The 22,768-nt window shown below is 54.1% G+C and carries 19 protein-coding genes and 2 pseudogenes; 9 read left to right on the top strand and 12 right to left on the bottom strand.

From position 1 onward, the window contains the following. Positions 1–215: 215 nt before the first annotated feature. Both nadE and cho read left to right on the top strand, forming a co-directional pair. Positions 216–1,043, top strand: coding sequence for an ammonia-dependent NAD(+) synthetase (gene nadE / locus AAYN39_RS01850; RefSeq protein ID WP_000174989.1), 828 nt, complete (start codon positions 216–218; stop codon positions 1,041–1,043). A 120-nt stretch (positions 1,044–1,163) separates the two neighbouring features. Then, a complete protein-coding gene (gene cho, locus AAYN39_RS01845) occupies positions 1,164–2,045 on the top strand; it encodes an excinuclease Cho (protein WP_001518228.1) in 882 nt (293 codons plus the stop codon). A gap of 74 nt (positions 2,046–2,119) precedes the next feature. On the opposite strand, the gene spy is transcribed toward cho, so the two are convergent. From spy to AAYN39_RS01815, 6 genes and pseudogenes are all read right to left on the bottom strand, one after another. Next, positions 2,120–2,605: an ATP-independent periplasmic protein-refolding chaperone Spy gene (spy, locus tag AAYN39_RS01840; RefSeq protein ID WP_001228995.1), complete on the bottom strand. Its 486-nt coding sequence runs from the start codon at positions 2,603–2,605 to the stop codon at positions 2,120–2,122. A 335-nt stretch (positions 2,606–2,940) separates the two neighbouring features. Further along, complete coding sequence (astE, locus tag AAYN39_RS01835) at positions 2,941–3,909, bottom strand: succinylglutamate desuccinylase (RefSeq protein ID WP_000368452.1); 969 nt, start codon at positions 3,907–3,909, stop codon at positions 2,941–2,943. Continuing rightward, positions 3,902–5,245, bottom strand: coding sequence for an N-succinylarginine dihydrolase (gene astB, locus AAYN39_RS01830; RefSeq protein WP_000123947.1), 1,344 nt, complete (start codon positions 5,243–5,245; stop codon positions 3,902–3,904). The genes astE and astB overlap by 8 nt, the downstream gene beginning before the upstream one ends. Then, a pseudogene (gene astD, locus AAYN39_RS01825) lies at positions 5,242–6,720 on the bottom strand (succinylglutamate-semialdehyde dehydrogenase). Before astD ends, astB begins: the two are co-directional and overlap by 4 nt. Next, a pseudogene (astA, locus tag AAYN39_RS01820) lies at positions 6,717–7,750 on the bottom strand (arginine N-succinyltransferase). Before astA ends, astD begins: the two co-directional pseudogenes overlap by 4 nt. Continuing rightward, positions 7,741–8,967 (bottom strand): bifunctional succinylornithine transaminase/acetylornithine transaminase, encoded by a 1,227-nt coding sequence (locus AAYN39_RS01815; protein ID WP_000059512.1) that lies wholly within the window; start codon positions 8,965–8,967, stop codon positions 7,741–7,743. The pseudogene astA and the gene AAYN39_RS01815 overlap by 10 nt, the downstream one beginning before the upstream one ends. Before the next feature lie 445 nt (positions 8,968–9,412). On the opposite strand from AAYN39_RS01815, the gene xthA reads away from it, so the two are divergent. Then, positions 9,413–10,219 carry an exodeoxyribonuclease III gene (gene xthA / locus AAYN39_RS01810; protein ID WP_000673954.1) on the top strand — a complete coding sequence of 269 codons (807 nt, stop codon included), beginning with the start codon at positions 9,413–9,415 and terminating at the stop codon, positions 10,217–10,219. Positions 10,220–10,291: 72 nt separating this feature from the next. After that, positions 10,292–10,708: a pyrimidine (deoxy)nucleoside triphosphate diphosphatase gene (locus AAYN39_RS01805; RefSeq protein WP_000592145.1), complete on the top strand. Its 417-nt coding sequence runs from the start codon at positions 10,292–10,294 to the stop codon at positions 10,706–10,708. Here AAYN39_RS01805 and AAYN39_RS01800 read toward each other — a convergent pair. After that, positions 10,668–10,943: a YnjH family protein gene (locus AAYN39_RS01800; RefSeq protein ID WP_001254672.1), complete on the bottom strand. Its 276-nt coding sequence runs from the start codon at positions 10,941–10,943 to the stop codon at positions 10,668–10,670. The genes AAYN39_RS01805 and AAYN39_RS01800 overlap by 41 nt on opposite strands. Positions 10,944–11,181: 238 nt before the next feature. On the opposite strand from AAYN39_RS01800, the gene gdhA reads away from it, so the two are divergent. After that, a complete protein-coding gene (gene gdhA, locus AAYN39_RS01795; protein ID WP_000372866.1) occupies positions 11,182–12,525 on the top strand; it encodes an NADP-specific glutamate dehydrogenase in 1,344 nt (447 codons plus the stop codon). Positions 12,526–12,554: 29 nt separating this feature from the next. Here gdhA and topB read toward each other — a convergent pair whose 3' ends face one another. From topB to AAYN39_RS01780, 3 genes are all read right to left on the bottom strand, one after another. Next, positions 12,555–14,504 (bottom strand): DNA topoisomerase III, encoded by a 1,950-nt coding sequence (gene topB, locus AAYN39_RS01790; RefSeq protein WP_001235869.1) that lies wholly within the window; start codon positions 14,502–14,504, stop codon positions 12,555–12,557. A 4-nt stretch (positions 14,505–14,508) separates the two neighbouring features. Further along, positions 14,509–15,552, bottom strand: a complete 1,044-nt coding sequence (gene selD / locus AAYN39_RS01785; RefSeq protein ID WP_000043069.1) for a selenide, water dikinase SelD — start codon at positions 15,550–15,552, stop codon at positions 14,509–14,511. Positions 15,553–15,669: 117 nt separating this feature from the next. Next, on the bottom strand, positions 15,670–16,221 hold the full coding sequence (locus AAYN39_RS01780; RefSeq protein WP_000339313.1) for an NAD(P)H nitroreductase: 552 nt from the start codon (positions 16,219–16,221) through the stop codon (positions 15,670–15,672). Positions 16,222–16,394: 173 nt separating this feature from the next. Here AAYN39_RS01780 and sppA point away from each other — a divergent pair, with 173 nt between their 5' ends. The 3 genes from sppA to pncA all read left to right on the top strand — a co-directional run bounded on the left by sppA (position 16,395) and on the right by pncA (position 20,046). Beyond that, on the top strand, positions 16,395–18,251 hold the full coding sequence (gene sppA / locus AAYN39_RS01775) for a signal peptide peptidase SppA (RefSeq protein ID WP_001259874.1): 1,857 nt from the start codon (positions 16,395–16,397) through the stop codon (positions 18,249–18,251). A gap of 95 nt (positions 18,252–18,346) precedes the next feature. Beyond that, the gene (ansA, locus tag AAYN39_RS01770; RefSeq protein ID WP_001170143.1) at positions 18,347–19,363 is read left to right on the top strand and encodes an asparaginase; all 1,017 of its coding nucleotides are present in this window, start codon (positions 18,347–18,349) and stop codon (positions 19,361–19,363) included. A 26-nt stretch (positions 19,364–19,389) separates the two neighbouring features. Beyond that, positions 19,390–20,046, top strand: coding sequence for a bifunctional nicotinamidase/pyrazinamidase (gene pncA / locus AAYN39_RS01765; RefSeq protein WP_000184700.1), 657 nt, complete (start codon positions 19,390–19,392; stop codon positions 20,044–20,046). Between the two features lie 350 nt (positions 20,047–20,396). Here pncA and AAYN39_RS01760 read toward each other — a convergent pair whose 3' ends face one another. After that, positions 20,397–20,675: a YeaC family protein gene (locus AAYN39_RS01760; protein ID WP_001046864.1), complete on the bottom strand. Its 279-nt coding sequence runs from the start codon at positions 20,673–20,675 to the stop codon at positions 20,397–20,399. Between the two features lie 41 nt (positions 20,676–20,716). Continuing rightward, the gene (gene msrB, locus AAYN39_RS01755; protein WP_001519539.1) at positions 20,717–21,130 is read right to left on the bottom strand and encodes a peptide-methionine (R)-S-oxide reductase MsrB; all 414 of its coding nucleotides are present in this window, start codon (positions 21,128–21,130) and stop codon (positions 20,717–20,719) included. A 341-nt stretch (positions 21,131–21,471) separates the two neighbouring features. Between msrB and gapA the strand changes: the two genes are divergently transcribed. Continuing rightward, positions 21,472–22,467, top strand: a complete 996-nt coding sequence (gene gapA / locus AAYN39_RS01750; RefSeq protein ID WP_000153505.1) for a glyceraldehyde-3-phosphate dehydrogenase — start codon at positions 21,472–21,474, stop codon at positions 22,465–22,467. Positions 22,468–22,768 lie beyond the last annotated feature (301 nt).

Here is a 22,768-nt window from a genome sequence, read left to right as displayed (position 1 = left end):
TCCGTCCTCTTGTTTATCAGCGTGTTATGTAAGCCTGGAATACATCAGAACATTTTTCAAGCCGCGCCTCGCGACAAAAAGTCTTTCGGAAAATTCTCTAACGCAGCGATATGTTGTTTTAAACACCGCTTAGCCCGCCAAACCTTGTCGTTTCAGCGGCGAAGGGTTAGCTTTAACAGGGTAAAGATTCATTTTTTAATGTCGAAGGGGGTTAAATGACTCTGCAGCAAGAGATAATCCAGGCGCTTGGCGCGAAACCGCATATCAACCCTGAAGAAGAAATTCGCCGCAGCGTGGATTTTCTTAAAGCGTACCTGAAAACCTATCCCTTTTTGAAATCGCTGGTGTTAGGCATCAGCGGCGGGCAGGATTCGACGCTGGCCGGGAAACTCAGCCAGATGGCTATCACCGAATTGCGGGAAGAGACCGGTGATAATGCGCTGCAGTTTATCGCCGTTCGTCTGCCTTATGGCGTGCAGGCCGATGAACAGGATTGCCAGGACGCCATTGCTTTTATTCAGCCGGACAGAGTACTCACCGTCAATATTAAAGGCGCCGTCCTCGCCAGCGAACAGGCGCTGCGCGAAGCGGGAATTGAGCTGAGCGATTTTGTTCGCGGCAATGAAAAAGCGCGTGAGCGAATGAAAGCGCAATATAGCATCGCCGGTATGACTCACGGCGTCGTGGTGGGCACCGACCATGCGGCGGAAGCGATAACCGGGTTCTTCACCAAATATGGCGATGGCGGTACCGATATTAACCCGCTTCATCGCCTTAACAAACGCCAGGGCAAACAGCTTCTCGCAGCGCTGGGCTGTCCTGAGCATCTGTATAAAAAAGTCCCCACCGCCGATTTGGAAGACGACCGCCCTTCACTGCCTGATGAAGCCGCGCTGGGCGTAACGTATGACAATATTGACGATTACCTGGAAGGCAAAACGCTGGACTCCGCCATCGCTAAAACTATCGAAGGCTGGTACGTAAAAACTGAACATAAGCGCCGTTTACCGATTACGGTATTCGACGACTTTTGGAAAAAGTAAGCGTACTTCTACTGTTGTGCCGGATATCGCTCGTCTATCCGGCCTCCTCTCTTCCCAGCCTCTTTTTTAATCACCCATCCGCTGTTATACTGGATGAATAACCAGTTAACGGAGATCACTGTGGTACGGCGTCAATCAGCCCCCCGCCTTGAGTTTGAAGCAGCGGCCATTTACGAATATCCAGAACATTTACGTCCTTTCCTCAGCGAAGCGCCAGCCTTACCGGGCGTCTATATATTTCATAGCGAAAGCGATACGCTGCCGCTTTATATCGGTAAAAGCGTAAATATTCGCAGCCGGGTGCTCTCACATCTGCGAACGCCTGACGAGGCCGCTATGCTGCGACAGGCGCGGCGGATAAGCTGGATCTGCACCGCTGGGGAAATGGGCGCGTTGCTGCTGGAGGCGCGACTGATCAAAGAACAACAGCCGCTGTTTAACAAGCGGTTACGTCGTAATCGCCAGCTTTGCTCTCTACAGTTGAGCGAACAAAAGATTGAGGTCGTTTCCGCCCGCAGCGTCGATTTTTCCCATGAGCCGAACCTGTTTGGACTCTTCGCCAACCGTCGGGCAGCGCTGCAAAGCTTACAGAACCTCGCCGATGAACAAAAATTGTGTTATGGCCTGCTGGGGCTTGAACCGGTAAGCCGTGGGCGCGCCTGTTTTCGTTTCGCGCTGAAGCGCTGCGCTGGCGCGTGTTGTGGGCAAGAAACCCCGCAGGCGCATTTTCTTCGTCTGCAGGCCTCACTGGAACGGTTACGTGTGGTTTGCTGGCCCTGGAAAGGCGCTATCGCGTTAAAAGAGAGCCGCCCACAAATGACCCAGTTCCACATTATCAACAACTGGTTATGGCTGGGGGCGGTACCCTCGCTGGATGAGGCCGCCACCCTGGTGCGCACCCCTGCGGGCTTTGATCAGGATGGCTATAAAATTCTCTGTAAGCCACTAATGTCAGGTCAATATGAGATCATTGAACTGCACACCGACTGTCGCCAGTCATAAAGAAAACCGCCGATCCTGTCCACCTCAACGATTGTGTTGTCGACAAGACCGGCGGTCTTAAATTATGCGGAAAGTTATTCTGCCGCAGCAGGCATTTTACCTTCTTGCGCCGGGCGTTCTGTCAGACGCTTCTCAAAATTAGCGTTATATTGCTTTTTCTGCTCCGGCGTCAGAACGTTATAAATTTTATTCTGGGTTTCCATATGCGCCAGCATATTGGCCTTGCGCTGTGCTTCCATTTTCGTAATTTGCGCTTCGGCTTTGGCTTTATCGAAGGTATCGCTGGCAATAATATCATGCATGGCGCGACGCTCTTCCAGCAGCGGACGTTCCATTTGCTCGCGCTGCGCTTTTATAATGTCGCGAATTTGTTGCTTCTGCGCGTCTGTCAGGTTCAGGTTTTTAAACATCATATCGTGATGTGGGCCAAATTTACCTTTATGCTGCATCATTGGCTTCGCATCCGCTGGCGCGGCGGTGGTAGTCTCAGCGGCATGAGCCAGATTCGCAGCACCCATCGCCAGGGTAGAGGCAACAAATAGAGCAGTCAGTTTACGCATATTTCCATCCTTCCTTTCAGTTATTTTTACGGCATATTTAAAACAGCGCCGTGTTGTCGTGATTAACTTTAACCGTCTTAGCGTCAATTAGTCAGAACAACGGTAAAACAATGAAAGTATAAAAAACACTTTTTCGCCAATTGTGAAGAAAAAAAGAATAAATTGCGCAGAGTTGAAAGAGAAATATACAACAGCATGATATAGCAGAAATTATGCAGAACTATAACGCAGCAACGCTTATTAATAAAGCAATTCTCTAGGAATAATCCGTAATAGCATGAAACTGTGTCCCAAATCATCCCTGTAATCCTAACGTGAGCTTACAGGGACATTTATCAGGGCAGTCTTTCCAGCATTAATCCAGCCCGCAATCCGCAGGCGACAGAGGAATTAGGAAAGAGAACATATTCAACGTCATGCGTCACCGTCACGCGCTTATCCCCCTCCTCGGCCAGCAACGTTCCCTTCGCAAAGGCAGTAAAATTCAGCGTTTGCGCATCCATATAAAGCGCGAACTTGTCGCTGTGACGCGTGATTTGCGACACCACCCGATAGCGTAGCGGCGGCGAAAACGAGGTTGACGTTTCGACACCGCTCAGCAACGCCGACAACGCCTGCGAGGTTACGCTGAACTGCGTCAGATCGTTTTGCCCAAACGGCAACGCCTTTCCCAACTCCAGCGTACAGGAAAGCGCGCCGAAATGTTCAGAGCTAAAGTGCGTAAACGTACCGCCGGGCGCCTGATGAAATACCAACGCCTCCAGTCCTGCCGCGCCCAGCCACGCCAGAAAATCCGCCTCCCACGGGCGGTCGCGCTGCGGCAATACGCCAAAACGCAAATGATGCGAGCCACGAATGGCGGTATGCAGATCCAGATGCCAGCGTACCCGCGCCTGGCCAGATGAAAAGAAGGTCTCCAGACTTAGCTCCAGCTCACGCGCCCGCCGCGTTTCATCGCTTTCGGCAAAGGACTGCCAACGCCCGCCAAACATACGGTTCATATCACTGTGACAATAGCGTATTCCCGCCGCCAGCGCCTGCGGATTGCCGAGTACCACCAGCACTCGCCACGTTAACGTCAAGCTGCCTGAATACAGCGCCGACAGCAGCTTATCCAGCATCTCGACCGGCGCGGTTTCATTACCGTGTATCCCCGCAGAAAGAATTAACGCGCGGTCGACCGGCGCATCGGGCGTGAGTTCAAGCAGACCATGGCCTAACCAGCGCCAGCGAAAACCCGCGCCCTTCCCCTGCGTCACCCGTGGTGTCGTGCCGCTTAGCGTCAACGCCAGAAAGTTATCCATCAGCCGCCCCCGTTTGCTGGAAAGGATAAACCGACCCCAAATCCAGCAGACGCGTTAACACATCCAGCGCCTCCCGGCCTTCTCGCAATAATAACGGATCGGCCAGATCGGCAGCGGTCAGGCGATCGCGATAATAACGATCCGCCCACGCGTTAAGGGCCGTAAACAGAGCGTCATTCATCATTACCGCTGGATTCACCGCCCGTCGTTCTTCTTCTGTTAACACCACGCGTAATCGCAGACAGGCCGGGCCGCCGCCGTTGGCCATACTTTCTCGCAAATCAAACACCTGCATCGCGCTGATGGGGTTATCCTCCGCCACCAGCTTATTCAGATAGCGCCAGACGCCGGCATGGTCCTGACATTCCCGCGGCAACACTAACAGCATTGAGCCGTCGTCACGGCTTAACAACTGACTATTAAACAGGTAGGTGGCCACAGCATCTGATACAGAAACCTCTCCGGCGGGCACCTCTATCGCCATAAAACCGTCAACGCGCGTACGCAACTGATTAATGAGCACTTTCTGCCGGGCAAACGCCGCTTCGTGACAAAACAATACCTGTCGATTCGAAACGGCGATGACATCATTATGGAATACGCCTTGATCGATGACCTCCGGGTTTTGCTGAGCGAAGATAACCTGTTGCGGATTCACCTGATTAAGACGCGCCACGGCCTCGCTGGCTTCGCGGCTCTGGCGCGCCGGATAACGAGCGGGTCGTATTTCATTCTCCTCTTCGCGCCCATAGACAAAAAGCTGCACGCCTGCCGAACCATACTCGCCGCCAAGACGGTTATGATTCGCCGCGCCTTCATCTCCCAATAATGCGACCTGCGGTAACGCGCTATGCACTGAAAACTGACTTTCATCGCGAAATATGGCGCGTAGCAGCGCTTCGGTAACAGGCGCCTCAAGAGCGCGATGAAATTTATTGTTTAAATTCGCCACCGTCAGGTGAACTTTCCCGTCCAGCGCGTCTGCCGATGGGCAAACCGTCGCCGCATTCGCAACCCACATTGGCGACGCGGAACTCACGCTGGAAAGCCAGCGTGGCGCCTGACGCGCAACCTTATCCAGAATCTGCTCATCGCTACCCGTGAAGCCGAGCTGACGTAACGCCGGAATAAAGGGCCGCTCATGCGGCGGGATCACCGCCTGGGGAAAGCCGGCATCCGCCAGAGCTTTCATCTTTAGCAGCCCCTGCTTTACCGCCAGACGAGGATTCGACACCTGAAAACGGTGGCGGGTCGATGCCTCATTGCCGAAGGATAGCCCGGCATAATGGTGCGTAAGCCCCACCAGCCCGTCAAAATTAACTTCATGCGCCGTCATACCGCCTCCCTGCGAGAAAAGTCGAGGCCAGGGCTTAATGTCGCAGGCAACGTCAGTTCGGGAGATTCCAGACTGGCCATCGGCCAGGCGCAATAATCGGCGGCATACCAGGCGCTGGGCCGATGGTTGCCAGACGCGCCGACACCACCAAACGGCGCAGTACTCGCTGCCCCGGTGAGCGGTTTATTTCAGTTAACGATCCCTGCCCGCGCCTCCAGCAAGAGTTGTTCGAACTGCGCGCGATCCGTCGACACCAGCCCACACGACAGACCAAAACGGGTATTATTCGCCAGACGAATCGCCTCATCGAAATGCGCATAACGCCAGACGTTCAGCAGCGGACCAAACACCTCTTCATCCGGCACATCCGCGACGCCCGTCAGCTCAATGATGCCAGGCGTCAGCAGAGAGGTTCCCTCTTTGACCTTCCGCGGCGCCAGTAGCGTGCGACCGCCTAATGCCTCTCGTTGACGCCAGGCCTCCATCACATGCTGTGCCGCCTGCGCTGAAATCAGTCCGCCGATAAACGGCTGCGGGTCGTCGTCCCATCTGCCGGGCTGCAGACGTCCGGCGACGTCAACTAGCCGCGCCAGAAATGCATCTCCCTGCGCGCCCTGTTTTACCAGAAGGCGTCGCGCGCAAGTACAGCGCTGTCCGGCGGTAATAAACGCCGATTGCAGCGTCAGATGTACCGCCGCATCCATATTTGTCGCATCCTCAATAATGAGCGGGTTGTTTCCGCCCATTTCAAGAGCCAGGATTTTTTCCGGCTGGCCGGATAGCTGACGATGAAGCTGATATCCGGTACTGGCGCTGCCGGTAAACAGCAGTCCGTCGAGATCGTCGAGCGAACTCAGCGCTTGTCCGGTCTCCCGGCCGCCCTGCACCAGATTAAGAACGCCTGCCGGTAACCCCGCCCGTTCCCAGAGTTTTATTACCGTTTCCCCGGTCCATGGCGTTAGCTCGCTAGGTTTGAAGATCAGCGTATTGCCTGCCAGCAACGCGGGCACAATATGGCCATTCGGTAAATGGCCGGGAAAGTTATAAGGGCCGAATACCGCCAGCACACCGTGAGGACGATGGCGCAGCGTCGCGGCACCATCGACAAGTTCGCTTTTTTGTTCGCCGGTTCTGGCATGGTAAGCCTTAATCGAGATGGCAATCTTATTGATCATCGCCGTCACTTCCGTCGCCGCCTCCCAGCGCGGTTTACCGGTTTCACGCGCGATGACCTCCGTGAGATCGGCTTTATGCGCCTCCAGCAGGACGGAAAATTTCTCTACGATAGCCTGCCGTGCCGCAAAAGGCTGTCTGGCCCAGCGAGGAAACGCCGCGCGCGCCGCCTGACAGGCCTCGGCGACCTGTGCCGCATCAGCGTCATTCCCCTGCCAAAGTATCTCCTCGCTCACCGGATTCGTTTTGCGGCGGCGTTCGCCCTGACCGGTTATCCAGTCGCCGTTTATCCATAGCGTCATACGGTTTTCTCCTCAGCGCAAAGGCGTACCAGCCGAACGTGGTCGCCCGCGCGACATTTCAGCGCATCCAACTGCGCGGCGGTAAGTACAAGTCGTGAAGTCTGCGGATCGGCACGCACCAGCGCGGCCCGAAAGTGGTGATAGTTTTCATTGGCGACCAGACATGCAGGATAGTCGCCAAGCGCGGGTTGCCCTTCCGCGACTTCCACCAGTCGGCTTTTACGAATAGCCCGCACGCGGTCAATATCACACTCCAGCGTCGGCCCACCGTCGAAGATGTCGATATAGTGGCGATAGCGAAAGCCTTCCTTTTCCAGCACCACGCGGGCTGGCGCCGTTTGCGGGTGGACTTCGCCAATCACGGCCTGTGCCTCTTCAGATAAGAAGTGGGTATAAATAGGATGTTTGGGCATCAGCTCGGCGATAAACGCTTTTTGCCCGGTACCGCATAAAAAATCCGCCCGGCTGAAATCCATAGAAAAAAGCGTTTGCCGAGACTTTGCCAGAAGGGAGAATAACCATGCTCGTCAATGACACCGCGCATTTCCGCCACCACTTTCTCATTGAATTTATCGCGAAACGCGGCCATAAACATAAAGCGCGATTTTGACAACAAGTAGCCGTTACCCTCTTTACGCCATTCGGGATCGAGAAACAGCGTGCAAAGCTCACTGCTGCCGGTATGATCATTACTCAGGAATAATGTTGGCAACGCGTTATATACATTCAGCTCTTTGGAAGCATGAACCAGCGTACCGACACGATAGTTATACCAAGGGTCGTTAAGGCCGACCGCGACCTCAATGGCGCAGATCCCGCCGACCTCACCCGTTTCACTGTCCTCGAGAACAAATACATATCCTTGTTCGCCTTTTGGCAGCTCGCCGGACCAGGTTTTTAGCGCGCGTTCAATGCGGGCCGCCAGCGTCGCTTCATTTGCCAGTAGCGAGGTTAAGCCGCCGCCCGTTTTGCCTGCAAGCTGCATCAGCGCGGCGATATCCGCATGTTCGACAGGACGAATCACCCGCATGATGCGCCTCCCGCCTGAAGGCGTTCGCACGCCAGGGCAAAACGATCAAGCCCGGTAGCTATCTCCTCGTCGCTCACATTTAACGCTGGCGCAAAACGCACCACGTCGCCACCGGCGATGAGCACCATCACGCCTGCTTTTGCCGCTTCCTGGGCGATGAGTTTGGCTTTTCCGGCAAACTCCGTCTGTAGCACACAGCCAAGCAGTAGCCCCAGCCCGCGAATTTCACTGAACATGCCAAAACGTACATTAATGGTATTTAGACGTTCAATAAACGCATCGTGGCGCTGTCTGACGCCGTTTTGCATCTCCGGCGTATTGATGATATCCAGTACTTTTCCGGCAACTGCCGTCGCCAGCGGATTACCGCCGTAGGTGGTGCCATGCGTACCTGGCGTCATGACGCTGGCATAGTCTTGCGTAGTCAGCATCGCGCCGATCGGGAAGCCGCCGCCCAACGCTTTAGCGGTCGTCAGGATATCGGGCGTAACGCCATAATGCATATATGCATACAGTTCGCCGGTACGTCCGACGCCCGTCTGCACCTCATCAAAAATCAGTAACGCCTGATGCCGGTCGCACAATTCACGCAGCCCCTGCAAAAAAGCGTTCGTGGCGGGGATCACGCCGCCCTCGCCCTGCACAGGCTCTACGATTACGGCGCAGGTATTGTCATCAATGAGCGCGCTGGCGGAGTTCAGATCGTTATAGGCTGCATGACGAATATCCGGCGGCAGCGGCGCAAAGTCCTGTGAATAGGTGGGTTGACCGCCAGCGCTGACGGTAAAGAGCGTGCGGCCATGGAACGCGTTTTTAAAGGCCACAATGCCGCTTTTATGGTTGCCAACACGATCGTGGGCATATTTGCGCGCCAGTTTTAATGCAGCTTCATTTGCTTCAGCGCCTGAATTACAAAAGAAAACGCGTTCGGCGAAGGTCGCGTCGATCAGTTTTTTCGCCAGTCGCAGCGCCGGTTCATTGGTGTAACCGTTCCCGGTATGCCAGAAGCGATTCGCCTGTTCATTTAACGCCTCGCGCAGCGCCGGATGCGCATGTCCCAATGCGTTGACCGCAATCCCGCCAGCAAAATCAATGTACTCTTTCCCCTGCTGATCCCACAGGCGTGAGCCTTCTCCGCGTACAGGAATAAAAGGCGCGGGAACATATACCGGCACCATCCATTCATCAAAGTTTTCGCGCGTAACTGACAGAGACATAGCGACCTCTTTTGGTAAAAATAAAGTTATCTATATGTTAATTAATATGGGTGTTTGCGCTGTAAATGTAGATTGCAGCATTCGTGCCAGCCAGCGTTAACATTGCATAAACAGAAGTGATAAACGGTAAATCAATGGGTTACAGCGTAGCGATATTCACTTTTACTGCATGAAAAGTGAATATTTCCGCATAATCGGTGGCTAGAAAGAGGAAAAAGCGAAATATTATTCAGTTGCCAAATATAATTCTGGAATTGTGATCTTATACGAAATTTACTGGAAATTACCGCCCCGTTCTGGCGCATCTGCACGCAAACCGTGCCATTTTCGCGCTATAGAAAACACCATACGCTTCCATTGGCCGAATCTGACGATGAGTGGCAGTCACCCGGTAAAATTTCTGCTACCATCCCAACACGATTCACCTTGCAAAGTGGCAGTGACTATGAAATTTGTCTCTTTTAATATCAACGGCCTGCGCGCCCGTCCCCATCAACTTGAAGCGATTGTCGAAAAACACCAGCCCGATGTGATCGGTCTACAGGAGACAAAAGTCCACGACGAAATGTTCCCGCTCGAAGAGGTCGCGAAGCTGGGCTATAACGTTTTCTATCATGGACAAAAAGGCCATTACGGCGTCGCGCTGCTAACAAAAGCCACGCCCATTTCCGTCAGACGCGGTTTTCCGGATGATGGCGAAGAGGCGCAACGCCGCATTATCATGGCGGAAATCCCCTCGCCGCTGGGTAATATCACCGTCATTAACGGCTATTTCCCGCAGGGGGAAAGCCGGGATCATCCGTTGAAGTTCCCCGCGAAAGCGCAGTTTTATCAGAACTTGCAAAACTATCTTGAAACGGAACTCAAGTGCGATAATCCGGTATTAATTATGGGCGACATGAATATCAGCCCGACCGACCTGGATATTGGCATCGGCGAAGAGAACCGCAAACGCTGGCTGCGTACCGGTAAATGCTCCTTCCTGCCGGAGGAGCGTGAATGGATGTCGCGGTTACTGAAGTGGGGATTAGTGGACACGTTCCGTCAGGCAAATCCGCAAACGATGGATAAATTTTCGTGGTTTGATTACCGTTCAAAAGGTTTCGTGGATAATCGCGGACTGCGCATTGACCTCTTGCTGGCAAGCGCTCCGCTGGCGGAACGTTGCGCAGAAACCGGTATAGACTACGACATTCGCAGTATGGAAAAACCCTCCGACCATGCGCCGGTCTGGGCGACGTTTCGTGTTTGATTCCGCTATCTGATTAACCGTAAGGCCGGGATAGCGCGACGCTTCCCGGCAGGAATAACGACCTTAACGACAATGATAAAAAAACTCGATGTTGTTGCCGCCATCATTGAACGCGACGGCAAAATACTGCTGGCCCAGCGCCCAGTTCATGCGGATCAAGCCGGTTTATGGGAGTTTGCCGGCGGTAAAGTCGAACCCGGCGAAACCCAACCGCAGGCGCTTATCCGCGAGCTACGCGAAGAGTTAGGGATTGACGCCACGCCCGGCGTCTATATCGCCAGCCATCAACGCGACGTGTCTGGCCGACGAATTCATTTGCACGCCTGGCATGTGCCTGCGTTTAACGGTCTGATACGTGCGCTGGAACATCAGGCCTTAGCCTGGTGTACGCCGGAAGAGGCGCTGGAATACCCCCTCGCCCCGGCGGATATTCCGCTATTGCAGGCGTTTATGGCTTTACGCGACGCCAGACTAACGGATTTGTGCTGATGGTTTTTTCGTCACGCTGGCACTGGAGCACGACGCCTTCCACTTTTATTACCGCGCCTTCGGAGTAATTCTGATCCTGGTAAACGCAGCACTGAATGCAGGGCTGGGATGACTGACCGCGCGTGCTGAAAACTTCCGGCGGGACATTCACCTGAATATCAGGACGACTGTTTTGGTTTGCCAGCCCGACCATTGGCATTATCGCCATCACGGCGACCATGAGGCTTCGGCGCATAGGATTTCCTTATTTTTCCAAGTATATTCTCAGTATAACGGTAAGCCGCCGTGAAAACTTTAATCCTCTTTTGTCATCGCTTTTAGTTATGACCCTCTCCCCGTTATGAATTTACTTAGCAGCGTCATTTTTTTCTTGCTTACCGTCACATTGCTGATGGTATAGTCGAAAACTGCAAATACATATTCTGATAAAACGCAAATACAACCACATTAATATATAAGAGGTTTTTATATCTATGGATCAGACATGTTCTCTGGAATCGTTCCTCAACCATGTACAAAAGCGCGACCCGCATCAAACCGAGTTCGCGCAAGCCGTCCGTGAAGTCATGACCACCCTGTGGCCGTTTCTTGAACAAAACCCCCGTTACCGCCACATGTCTTTACTGGAACGTTTGGTTGAACCAGAGCGCGTAATCCAGTTTCGCGTAGTGTGGCTGGACGATAAAAATCAGGTGCAGGTAAATCGCGCCTGGCGCGTGCAGTTCAACTCTGCTATCGGCCCCTATAAAGGCGGTATGCGCTTCCATCCTTCGGTAAACCTTTCCATCCTTAAGTTCCTCGGCTTTGAGCAAACCTTTAAAAATGCCCTCACCACGTTGCCGATGGGCGGCGGTAAAGGCGGCAGCGATTTCGATCCGAAAGGGAAAAGCGAAGGCGAAGTGATGCGTTTCTGCCAGGCGCTGATGACTGAACTGTATCGCCATTTAGGGCCGGATACCGACGTGCCTGCCGGGGATATCGGCGTGGGCGGGCGCGAAGTGGGCTTTATGGCGGGAATGATGCGCAAGCTTTCCAATAACAGCGCCTGCGTCTTCACCGGCAAAGGGCTTTCCTTCGGCGGCAGCCTGATTCGTCCGGAGGCGACGGGCTATGGCCTGGTCTACTTCACCGAAGCGATGCTTAAACGTCATGGTCTCGGTTTTGAAGGGATGCGCGTCGCCGTGTCCGGCTCCGGCAACGTAGCGCAATACGCCATTGAGAAAGCGATGGCCTTTGGCGCGCGCGTGGTTACCGCGTCGGATTCGAGCGGGACGGTGGTCGATGAAAGTGGCTTCACGCCAGAGAAGCTGGCGCGGCTGTGTGAAATTAAAGCCAGCCGTGACGGTCGCGTCGCTGACTACGCCCGTGAGTTTGGCTTAACCTATCTGGAAGGCCAGCAGCCCTGGAGCGTACCGGTGGATATCGCCCTGCCATGCGCGACGCAGAACGAACTGGACGTTGACGCCGCGCGCGTACTGATTGCCAATGGCGTGAAAGCCGTGGCGGAAGGGGCAAATATGCCAACCACGATTGAAGCGACCGATCTCTTCCTTGAGGCGGGCGTACTGTTTGCGCCGGGTAAAGCCGCCAACGCGGGCGGCGTGGCGACATCGGGGCTGGAAATGGCGCAGAACGCCGCGCGGTTGAGCTGGAAAGCCGAGAAAGTGGACGCCCGTCTGCATCATATTATGCTGGATATCCACCACGCCTGTGTCAAGTACGGCGGCGACAATAAGCATACTAACTACGTTCAGGGCGCCAACATCGCCGGTTTCGTGAAAGTCGCCGACGCCATGCTGGCGCAGGGCGTCATTTAATCCCGTCGCCAGGCCAGATGGCTTTACGCTTATTCGGTCTGACGGCCTGTCTCCTCAGCAGGCGGGCTTTTTTTGCCCGCTCGCTTACGCGGCGCGCTCTTTTTCTTTTCTCCGCCGCCTGGCGCGACTATCCCTCTGAAACGCTTCACCGGCGTGCGCTTAGCCTGATCGATCAGCTGATATAACGTGCCGACCAGCGGTTGCATAAAATCCTGGTAACGGCACTGCTTTTCGCTGATTTGCGTCAAAACAGATTCCCAGTGCGCGGTCATATCTGGACGGGCCGCCATCTCCGGCAGCGAATGTATTAACGCTTTGCCAGCATCGGTAGAATGAATGTAGCGCCCTTTTTTGGTCAGAAAGCTACGTTTGAACAGCAGTTCGATAATCCCGGCGCGCGTGGCTTCCGTCCCCAGCCCATCGGTCGCGCGCAGGATCTTTTTCAGATCTTTATCCTGCACGAAGCGGGCAATTCCGGTCATCGCGGAAAGCAATGTCGCATCAGTGAAATGACGCGGCGGCTGGGTTTGGCGTTCGACCACTTCCCCCTTTTCACACAGCAACTCATCACCTTTGGCGACAACCGACAGCGGCGTACCGTCGTTTTCCTCGTCGCGCTCTTTACTGCCCAGTAACGTCCGCCAACCGGCCTCCGCCAGAAAACGCGCTTTGGCGACAAATTTCCCTTTGGCGATTTCCAGTTCAATAACGCATTTACGAAACACCGCGTCCGGGCAGAACTGCATCAGATACTGACGCGCAATCAGGGTGTACACTTTCGCTTCGTTTTCCGTCAGATGGACAGAAGAACTGCGCGCCGTCGGGATAATCGCGTGGTGCGCATCCACTTTTTTGTCATCCCAGCAGCGATTGCGCGTATCAGGATTAACCACAGGCTGCGGCAGTAAATCCGGGGCGTGGACGCTAATCGCGTTCATGACCGCCTGCCGTCCGGCAAAGTGTTCTTCCGGCAGATAACGGCAGTCGGAACGCGGATAGGTAATCAGTTTGTGGGTTTCATATAGCTTCTGACAAATATCAAGCACGTTTTGCGCGCTCAGGCCAAAACGTTTAGCGGCTTCAATCTGTAGCGTCGAGAGCGAAAACGGCAGCGGCGCGGATTCTGATTCCCGTTTATCATTATAACTGGTTACCAGCGCAGGCTGACCGTTGATTCGGTTCACCACATGCTCCGCCAGCGGACGATGAAGCAAACGCCCCTCTTCATCCTGATAAGGTTCGCACGCCTCGCTCGGCTGCCAGATAGCGGTAAAACGCTCGTCGGCAGGCGTAACGATGTGCGCCTTCACTTCAAAGAAGTCTTTGGCGACGAAGTTCTCAATCTCTTCGTCTCGCCGCACCACCAGCCCCAGTACCGGCGTCTGCACGCGTCCCACGGATAACACGCCCTGATAGCCGGCATTACGGCCCAGGATCGTGTAAGCACGGGTCATATTAATGCCATACAGCCAGTCCGCTCGCGCTCGCGCCAGCGCGGAGACGCACAGCGGCACGAAGTCGCTGTTCGCCCGCAGCCTGTCGATAGCACGCTCGACCGCCTGCGGGTTAAGGTCGTTTATCAGACAACGCCGTACCTGCTGGCGCTTTTCGGCAGGAAGCTGGAGATAATCCAGCACTTCATCAACCAGAAGCTGCCCTTCGCGATCCGGGTCGCCGGCGTGAATAATTTCACCGGCTTGATGCAAAAAGCGCTTAATCACATTGAGCTGTTTGGTGACGGAAGGACGAGGCTGAAGCTGCCATTTTTCCGGCACGATAGGCAGGTCAGCCAGATTCCAGCGCGCATAACGGCTGTCATACGCATCCGGCTGCGCCTGTTCCAGCAAATGACCAATACACCAGGTGACGACCTGCCCGTTTCCGCACTCAATAAAACCATCGCCTTTACGGTGCGGTTTTGGCAGCACATCCGCAATGGCGCGCCCCAGACTCGGTTTTTCGGCAATAAACAACCGCATCAGGTTAACGAATCTCAACCATAGCGCGACCGCCGCGGGCCTCGACCAGTTCGCCAATCGCGGTCAGTTCGATACCAAATTCCGCCGCGGTGGCTTTAACATCGTCTTCGGCGTCCGGCGTTACCGCCAACAGCAGACCGCCTGACGTTTGCGGATCGCACAGCAGGCTACGAACTTCACGCGACATGTCGCCCATCAGATGACCATAGCTGGCGAAGTTGCGCTCTGTGCCGCCCGGTACGGCGCCCAGAGCAATATACTCTTCCACGCCCGGCAGTTTAGGGATGTCCTGATAGCAAAGCATCGCCTGTACGCCTGCACCCTGGCACATCTCGCTCAGGTGTCCCAGCAGACCAAAACCGGTAACGTCAGTCATGGCTTTTACGCCGTCGATATTGGCAAACGCCGCGCCAGCAACGTTCATCCGACACATGACTTCCGTCGCCAGCCCCTGATGTTCAGGTTTAAGCAGCGATTTTTTCTCGGCGGTGGTCAACACGCCAATCCCCAACGGTTTGGTCAGAAAGAGTTTGCATCCCGCCTGCGCGGTACTGTTTTTCTTCACCCGTTCGGTCGGCACTACGCCTGTGACCGCGAGACCAAAGATCGGCTCCGGGGCGTCAATAGAGTGTCCGCCCGCCAGCGCGATACCGGCCTGACGGCAGGCAAAACGCCCCCCCTCGGTCACTTCACGCGCAATATCGGGCGACAGGGTATTAATCGGCCAGCCAAGGATCGCGATCGCCATAATCGGTTTGCCGCCCATCGCAAAAATATCGCTGATGGCGTTTGTTGCCGCAATGCGGCCAAAATCAAACGGGTTGTCGACTATCGGCATAAAGAAGTCAGTGGTGCTGATAATACTGGTGCCATTACCCAGATCGTAAACTGCCGCATCATCGCGGGTTTCATTACCCACCAGCAGATTCGGGTCGACGAACTTCGCCTGCTCGCTATGCAGGATAGTCTCCAGCACTTTAGGGGAAATTTTACAACCGCAACCAGCGCCGTGGCTGTATTGCGTTAAACGAATGGCTTGCTTGCTCATGGACATCTCCTGTCATTGCATTCGCGCTATGGTAGCGCTCATTCCCTGATGTGGTAAGTATCACTGTCTGAATTACCGCGCCTTTGCTCAGAATCCAGACAGTTTTATCCCTCAGCGTCAGAAATAACGCACAAACGGCGTGGGGTCGGGGGTACTGATCGTCGTTGACGCTTTGAGCTGCGGCGTGCCGAGATAGAGAAAACCAACAATTTTATCCTGAGGACGGCACTCAAAGGCTTCCCGCACGATAGCGCTCTCCGTTAATGCGCCGCTACGCCAGATACCATTAAACCCTTGCGCAATCGCTGCCATTTGCATCGCCATCACCGCGCATCCGGCAGACATCTCCTGTTCCCACACGGGAACCTTATGGTTTTCTTCGCATTTCGCCACCACGGTAATGATCAGCGGCGCGCGAAACGGCGCATTACGCGCTTTTTCGATCGCTTTCTCATCCCCCCCGGCAGCGACAGCGCCTTGTTCAAGCACGGCGCTGAAGCGGTCGCGCCCCTCTCCTTCAATCACAAAAAAACGCCACGGCTGTAGAGATTTATGATCGGGAACACGCATTCCCGCCCGCAGAATGTTCTGTAATTGCTCTCCGACAGGCGCCGGTTCTGCGAGACGAGAGGCGCTGCGACGGTTGACCAGCAGTTCTAGTGCATCCATTTGATTAACTCCAGCAATGATATTTATTCACAAAATTAACACGGGAGCGGATTTTGTTACAGCGCAGGCAGTGATTCCTGCTGACAACTGCCTGATGGGTCATTACGATAGCCACATCTTAATGCTTTATCCTCACCAAGGTATAAGCGTTGTTACTCAGATAGGGAGAATACATGCGAACCCTGTGGCGATTTATTGCCGGATTTTTTAAATGGACGTGGCGAGTGTTGAACTTCGTCCGTGAAATGGTACTCAACCTGTTCTTTATTTTTCTGGTCCTGGTGGGCGTTGGGATCTGGATGCAGATCGGTAACGGCAGCAACAGTGAGCAAACGGCGCGCGGCGCTTTGCTGCTGGATATTTCCGGCGTCATTGTGGATAAACCCTCCACCAATCACCGTCTGGGCGCGCTGGGACGCCAGTTATTTGGCGCCAGCTCCGACCGTCTGCAGGAAAACTCCCTGTTTGACATCGTCAACGCTATTCGTCAGGCGAAAGATGACCGTAACATCACGGGTATCGTTCTGGATCTGAAAAACTTCACCGGTGCCGATCAGCCGTCAATGCGCTATATCGGTAAAGCGCTGCGCGAATTCCGCGATAGCGGCAAACCGGTTTTCGCCGTGGGTGAAAACTACAGCCAGGGTCAGTATTACCTCGCCAGTTTCGCCAATAAAATTTGGCTTTCCCCACAGGGTCAGGTAGATCTTCACGGCTTCGCTACGAATGGCCTGTACTACAAAACGCTGCTGGATAAACTGAAAGTCTCTACCCACGTTTTCCGGGTCGGCACCTATAAATCCGCCGTCGAGCCGTTTATCCGCGACGATATGTCGCCCGCCGCCCGCGAGGCCGACAGCCGCTGGATAGGCGAACTGTGGCAGAACTACCTGCATACCGTTTCCGCCAATCGCCAGATTTCGCCGCAACAACTCTTCCCCGGCGCCCAGGCTATTATCGACGGGTTAACCAGCGTGGGCGGTGACACCGCCAAATATGCGCTCGACCATAAACTGGTGGACGCCCTCGCCTCCAGCGCAGATGTTGAAAAAGCGCTGACGAAGCAGTTTGGCTGGAGCAAAACCGAAAATAACTATCGCGCGATCAGCTATTACGATTATTCGCTGAAAACGCCTGCGGATACCGGCGGTACTATTGCGGTTATTTTCGCCAATGGCGCGATTATGGATGGCGAAGAAACGCCAGGGAATGTCGGCGGCGACACTACGGCATCGCAGATCCGCGACGCACGCCTTGATCCTAAAGTGAAAGCGATTGTGCTGCGCGTCAATAGCCCAGGCGGTAGCGTCAACGCCTCCGAAGTTATCCGCGCCGAACTGGCGGCGGCAAGAGCGGCTGGCAAACCGGTGGTGGTCTCAATGGGCGGCATGGCGGCCTCCGGCGGTTACTGGATCTCTACGCCGGCAAACTATATCGTGGCCAGCCCCAGCACGCTGACGGGTTCAATTGGCATCTTCGGCGTAATTAATACGGTAGAAAACAGCCTGTCGTCGATTGGCGTACACAGCGACGGCGTTTCCACCTCGCCGCTGGCGGATATTTCGATGACTAAAGCGCTGTCACCGGAAGTGCAGCAGATGATGCAACTCAGTATTGAGTACGGCTACAAACGCTTTATCACGCTGGTGGCAGACGCGCGTAAGCGTACGCCGGAGCAGATTGACAAAATCGCTCAAGGCCATGTCTGGACCGGAGAAGACGCGAAAGCCAATGGTCTGGTGGACAGTCTCGGCGACTTTGACGACGCCGTCGCCAAAGCGGCGGAGCTGGCGAAACTGAAACAGTGGCATCTTGATTACTATCAGGACGAACCGACAGTCCTTGATATGGTCATGGACAGTATGACCGGATCTGTACGCGCCATGCTGCCGGAGGCCATTCAGGCGATGCTCCCGGCGCCGCTCGTTTCCGCCGCCAACACGGTGAAGGCCGAGGGGGATAAACTGGCGGCATTTAACGATCCACAAAACCGTTATGCGTTCTGTTTGACTTGCGCGAACGTGCGCTAATGCTTCATCAATAGCCATACCGGATGTCGGCGTCTGCTCATAGCCGCCATCCGATAATCATTAATACGTCCTTCGCGACACGACTGAACATTATCATGCAAAAGAAATCAATTTACGTTGCCTATACCGGCGGTACTATCGGTATGCAGCGCTCCGATAAAGGGTATATCCCGGTGTCCGGGCGCCTTCAGCGTCAGCTGGCGCTGATGCCGGAATTCCACCGCCCGGAGATGCCGGATTTTACCATCCATGAATATGCCCCGCTGATGGATTCATCAGATATGACGCCGGAAGACTGGCAGCATATCGCTGCAGATATCAAAGCGCACTACGATGAGTATGACGGTTTTGTTATTCTGCACGGCACCGACACGATGGCGTATACCGCATCGGCGCTCTCTTTCATGCTGGAAAATCTGGGTAAACCGGTTATTGTGACAGGGTCACAAATTCCGCTGGCTGAGCTGCGCTCCGACGGGCAAATTAATTTGCTGAATGCGCTTTATGTCGCCGCCAACTACCCTGTTAATGAAGTAACGCTGTTTTTTAATAATCGTCTGTTCCGCGGCAATCGCACGACCAAAGCACATGCGGATGGTTTTGACGCTTTTGCCTCTCCTAATCTGCCGCCCTTGCTGGAAGCAGGAATTCACATTCGCCGTTTAAATACGCCTCCCGCGCCCTACGGTTCTGGTGAATTAATCGTTCACCCTATTACGCCGCAGCCGATAGGCGTAGTGACGATTTATCCGGGGATTTCCGCCGAGGTAGTACGTAACTTTCTGCGTCAGCCGGTAAAAGCGCTGATTCTGCGCTCTTATGGCGTAGGCAACGCGCCGCAAAATAAAGCGTTTTTACAGGAGCTGAAAGAGGCCAGTTCGCGCGGCATCGTGGTGGTTAACCTGACGCAATGCATGTCAGGGCGAGTCAATATGGGCGGGTACGCTACCGGTAATGCGCTGGCGCACGCTGGCGTGATTGGCGGTGCCGATATGACCGTCGAAGCTACCTTAACCAAACTGCATTATTTGTTAAGCCAGGGTCTGGACACTCAGGCGATTCGTAGCGCGATGGCGCAAAACTTGCGTGGTGAATTGACGCCGGATGATTAAAAAATCCCGACGACAAGGAGAAGATAATGACAAACCGGGCCTTATTACTGGTCGACTTGCAAAATGACTTTTGTGCCGGCGGCGCGCTGGCTGTAGCGGAAGGCGACAGCACCATCGACATCGCCAACGCTCTTATTGACTGGTGCCAGCCCCGGCAGATTCCGGTGCTGGCCAGCCAGGACTGGCATCCCGCGCAGCATGGCAGCTTCGCCAGCCAGCATCAGGCGGAACCCTATAGACAGGGAAAGCTGGACGGGCTGCCGCAAACGCTCTGGCCGGATCACTGCGTTCAACATACCGACGGCGCGGCGTTACATCCCCTGCTTAACCAACATGCGATTGACGCCTGCATCTATAAAGGTGAAAACCCGCTGATTGATAGCTACAGCGCGTTTTTTGACAACGAACATCGGCAGAAAACTACCCTTGATACCTGGCTTCGCGAGCATGACGTTACCGAGCTTATCGTGATGGGGTTGGCGACCGATTACTGCGTAAAATTTACGGTGCTGGATGCGCTAGAGTTGGGCTATGCCGTTAACGTTATCACCGATGGCTGTCGCGGCGTGAATATTCACCCGCAGGATAGCGCACACGCGTTTATGGAGATGGCGGCGGCAGGCGCGACGCTGTATACGCTGGCAGACTGGGAAGAGACGCAGGGCCAGGCTATCGCCAGGTAGCGGAGCAGGTATCGTATCCGGTCAATACATCACGCAACGGTGAGACCATTGCATAGATCTTTGGGCCGGATACGTCACGTCAGCGTCGCTACCAGGCAAAGCTCAACGCAGGCTGGAGAGCGCTTCTAACGAAACAGATTAAAAAGCGCGGGCTGGCCGGCGCAATGTTCTGGGAATAGGCCGCCAATGACAATAATCAGTTAGCGAAACAGTTGGCGGACTCGCTGGACATTAAGCGTAATGGGTAAAAATATGGCGGGCCTGTGCCTGACAGCAATGAGCAGGCCCGGTAAGCACAACGCATTGGCAATTAAACCACCGGATGGCGACTACCTCTTATCCGGCTGCCGTTACTGCATTTTCAATGTCGCAATCGGCTTTGACGTAATACCGAAATCCGCTTTGAGCTGCTGCTTGCTTTTCATCACCATCTGACCGTGAGTATCGATCGTCATATGTTGCGCTTCGGTATTGTGCCGCGCCTGCCATAGCATCACCAGTTGCAGGCTGTTTTCTTTCTGTTCCGGCGTCAACGCCACGCCATCCGGCCATTTACCCAGCTCAACGGCGGTGGATAAACGTTGATACACTTCCGGCGTCATGCTGTTAATGATCTCATCAAGATTCATGATGTGTCCGCTCCTGTGGAATAATTTGCTGAATCGTTTTTTCAGCCTTTCAGTTGATCGCCGTTTTTCTCGTCAGAAAAGGCCAGCGAGGCCGAGTTAACGCAATAGCGCTCACCGGTTGGCTGCGGCCCGTCCGGGAAAACGTGTCCGAGATGCGCATCGCAGTTACCGCAACGAATTTCGACACGCTGCATGCCATGAGAAAAATCGTCTATGTAACGAATCGCCTCTTCGCTGACAGGCTGGTAAAAGCTAGGCCAGCCGCAGCCTGAATCGTATTTGGTGTGGGAGTGAAAAAGCGGCGTATCACAGACCAGGCAGTGATAAACCCCATCGCGTTTATTATGTAGCAGGCGTCCGGTAAATGGCGGTTCTGTGCCACGATCCTGCGTCACATAGAATTGCATTTCGGACAATTTTTTCTTGAGTTCTTCTGCTGAAGGTTGGTTAGCCATTTGCTCACATCTCACTTTAAACGTGCTCACATTGCCTGACCGATTCTAACAAAACATTAGCACCTCAGTACCAACTTTTGTTCTAAACTTGATCATTGCGAAATGGCGGCTCACGAATCGTGACTGATGTCACATTATTATCTCGGTTGCCCTTTAAAATTCGGGGCGGCGCCCCCATGTGGTTTCAAGCTGAAAGGAAGAGTGAGGCGAATCAGCCGCGCAAAGGTTGTGCAGAGGATTGATTTGTCGCAATGATTGACACGATTCCGCTTGACGCTGCGTAAGGTTTTTGTAATTTTACAGGCAACCTTTTATTCACTAACAAATAGCTGGTGGAATATATGACTATCAAAGTAGGTATCAACGGTTTTGGCCGTATCGGTCGCATTGTTTTCCGTGCTGCTCAGAAACGTTCTGACATCGAGATCGTTGCAATCAACGACCTGTTAGACGCAGAGTACATGGCATACATGCTGAAATATGACTCCACTCACGGCCGTTTCGACGGTACTGTTGAAGTGAAAGACGGTCATCTGATCGTTAACGGTAAAAAAATCCGTGTTACCGCTGAACGCGATCCGGCTAACCTGAAATGGGACGAAGTTGGTGTTGACGTAGTGGCTGAAGCTACCGGTATCTTCCTGACTGACGAAACCGCGCGTAAACACATCACCGCTGGCGCGAAAAAAGTGGTTCTGACGGGTCCGTCTAAAGACAACACCCCAATGTTTGTTAAAGGCGCTAACTTTGACAAATACGAAGGCCAGGACATCGTTTCCAACGCTTCCTGCACCACAAACTGCCTGGCGCCGCTGGCTAAAGTTATCAACGACAACTTCGGCATCATCGAAGGTCTGATGACTACTGTTCACGCGACTACCGCAACCCAGAAAACCGTTGACGGCCCGTCTCACAAAGACTGGCGCGGCGGCCGCGGCGCATCTCAGAACATCATCCCGTCCTCTACTGGCGCTGCTAAAGCGGTAGGTAAAGTACTGCCGGAACTGAATGGCAAACTGACTGGTATGGCGTTCCGCGTTCCGACTCCGAACGTATCCGTTGTTGACCTGACCGTTCGTCTGGAAAAAGCGGCTACCTACGAGCAGATCAAAGCTGCTGTTAAAGCTGCTGCCGAAGGCGAAATGAAAGGCGTTCTGGGTTACACCGAAGACGACGTTGTATCTACCGATTTCAACGGCGAAGTATGCACTTCCGTGTTCGATGCTAAAGCAGGCATCGCGCTGAACGACAACTTCGTGAAACTGGTCTCCTGGTACGATAACGAAACCGGTTACTCCAACAAAGTACTGGACCTGATTGCTCACATCTCCAAATAAGTTGAGATGACACAGTCATTGGTAAGAGCGACTCAGGTCGCTCTTTTTTTTGCTTAAAGATATACCCGTCATACTTCAAGTTGCAGGTGTGTTGGCTATGCTTTCTCACCCGAATCACTGACGGAAGTCGAACTTATCGGGATGAATCAGGGATGCCCCTGACCGAAGGTTACCTACGGTTGTTCAAATTCGTTCCCGATGAATTTGTCGTTCACTTGCCGCGTTACTCGGCCTGCGGCCTCGCCTCTACGGGCCAGCGCAAGCACTGGTCAAGGCACAAGCGCCTTGTCATGCAACTCGA

The sequence above is a fragment of the Salmonella sp. K21076 genome, from assembly GCF_039650795.1.
Classification (GTDB): domain Bacteria; phylum Pseudomonadota; class Gammaproteobacteria; order Enterobacterales; family Enterobacteriaceae; genus Salmonella; species Salmonella enterica.
The sequence above is the reverse complement of the archived record's forward strand: the minus strand, read 5'-3'. Positions and strand labels throughout refer to the sequence as shown.